At 60.5% G+C, this 1,811-nt stretch carries 3 protein-coding genes; 1 reads left to right on the forward strand and 2 read right to left on the reverse strand.

All coding sequences use genetic code 11. From position 1 onward, the window contains the following. Positions 1–7: 7 nt before the first annotated feature. Complete coding sequence (locus JGU72_RS30460; protein ID WP_153260041.1) at positions 8–148, reverse strand: hypothetical protein; 141 nt, start codon at positions 146–148, stop codon at positions 8–10. A gap of 105 nt (positions 149–253) precedes the next feature. On the opposite strand from JGU72_RS30460, the gene JGU72_RS30465 reads away from it, so the two are divergent. Continuing rightward, positions 254–1,246: an IS5-like element ISBmu23 family transposase gene (locus JGU72_RS30465; RefSeq protein WP_007182917.1), complete on the forward strand. Its 993-nt coding sequence runs from the start codon at positions 254–256 to the stop codon at positions 1,244–1,246. A 167-nt stretch (positions 1,247–1,413) separates the two neighbouring features. Here JGU72_RS30465 and JGU72_RS30470 read toward each other — a convergent pair. Then, the coding region (locus JGU72_RS30470; protein WP_199688048.1) for a hypothetical protein at positions 1,414–1,811 on the reverse strand (398 nt) is incomplete at its 5' end.

The following is a 1,811-nucleotide window of genomic DNA, read 5'->3' on the forward strand; positions in this document are numbered from 1 at the left end:
GCTCGGCCTAGTCGCGGTTGTAGAGGCCACCATCAATGTAGGCGTTCATGCCTGCGTCACCGAGGATCGGTCCGCCGATAAACGACCCGGATTCGACGATGGCGCGCGCAATGTACGGCGCTGTTTCGTGCGTCAATTTGATCGGCATAGCTCGACACTGTGTTAGGGAAACACTGATCAATTCGGCTTGGCGGTCATCGCTGACGAGGCCAAGGGCGTTGTAGAAAGAAGCTCACGGAACGGACCCACGACGATGCAGCGGCAGATCGGTTTTGCGGAAGCGGAAAGTGCGGGCAAGAAGCGGGTGACCAAGCGTCAACGCTTTCTGGCCGAGATGGAGAAGGTCGTCCCTTGGTCGCGGCTGCTGTCGGTGATCGGGCCGTATTACCCGAAGGGCGAGCGTGGCCGGCCGCCGATTGGCCTGGAACGGATGCTGCGGATCTACTTGCTGCAGCAGTGGTACGGGTTGTCGGACGAAGGGCTTGAAGATGCGCTCTACGACAGCATCGCGATGCGCGCCTTCGCGGGCATCGACCTGGCGCGCGAGAACGTGCCGGACGCCACCACGCTGTTGAAATTCCGGCGCCTGCTGGTCGAGCACGCACTGACGCGAAAGCTGTTCGACGAGATCGGCATCGAGTTGTGCGAGCGCGGGCTGATGATGAAGGAAGGCACGCTGGTGGATGCGACGATCTTCGAGGCTGCGCCGTCCACGAAGAACGCCGGGAAGAGCCGTGACCCGGAGATGCATCAGACGAAGAAGGGCAACGACTGGTATTTCGGCATGAAGGCCCATGTCGGCGTCGACGCCGACTCGGGTCTGGTGCATAGCGTGGTCACCACGGCGGCCAACGAGCCGGACGTATCGCAGGCCCACGCCCTGCTGCACGGTCATGAGCAGGAAGCGTTTGGCGATGCGGGCTACACCGGCGTGGACAAGCGCGAGGAGATGAAGGGCAAGACGGTGAAGTGGCACGTGGCGCTCAAGCGCGGAAAGATCAGGGCGATGCAGGAAGGTCCGCTGAAGGACCTCGTGATCGCGGTCGAGCGAACCAAGGCGCAGATCCGCGCCCGGGTCGAGCATCCGTTTCATGTCGTGAAGAACCTGTTTCGTCATCGCAAGGTGCGCTACAAGGGTCTAGCCAGGAACACGGCACAGCTGTTCAGTCTGTTCGCGCTGGCGAACCTGGTGATCGCGAAAAATCAGCTGTTGTCGACTCATGGGAGCAATCCGTCATGTGTGTGAAAAACGCGGGAAGTGAGGCCCGAATACGAGCGAAACTCACCTCGCATGTCGTCAAATTCCTACGTCAATCTGAAAATTGCAACCTGCCTCGTCCGTTATGCGGACGACAGGCTCATTGATCAGCGTTTCCTTAGAAAAGTGGCCGGCCATGCCGGCTTGGTTGTACGTCACCGGATCCCCGCTGCCTTACGCTCGAGCGGCGAGAATTTGCGTAGCGACGCGTAGGGATCGACGAGCCGTCGCGGCGCACGAAGCAGCTTGACGCCTGGTGTTAGCAAGCCGCCGAAACCCAAGCCGGCGACGACTCCGGCCGCGATGCGCAGATTCGACCAGTCTGCCGGCATGATGCAGATCAACATGATCGCGATGATGCTGACGCCGAACATTACCTTCAGAAAGAACCATGGTGCGGAGAGCGCGTCGATGTCGAGGATCGAGCACGGAATCTCTTCCGATTCGTATTCCTCTTTCTCGCGGACCAACTCCAAGTCGAGCGGTGCCGGCCGACTGGAGACCGGATTGACCAGGCGTTCGGTAAGCGCTGCAGTGACTACGTCGACCGAAG

This window comes from Antrihabitans auranticaus (assembly GCF_016481275.1).
GTDB lineage: Bacteria > Actinomycetota > Actinomycetes > Mycobacteriales > Mycobacteriaceae > Antrihabitans.

What these genes read in the sequence shown, in the direction of transcription:
- JGU72_RS30465 (WP_007182917.1), top strand. Translation starts at nt 254, where the DNA reads ATGCAGCGGCAGATCGGTTTTGCGGAAGCGGAAAGTGCGGGCAAGAAG.
- JGU72_RS30460 (WP_153260041.1), bottom strand. Translation starts at nt 148, where the DNA reads ATGCCGATCAAATTGACGCACGAAACAGCGCCGTACATTGCGCGCGCC.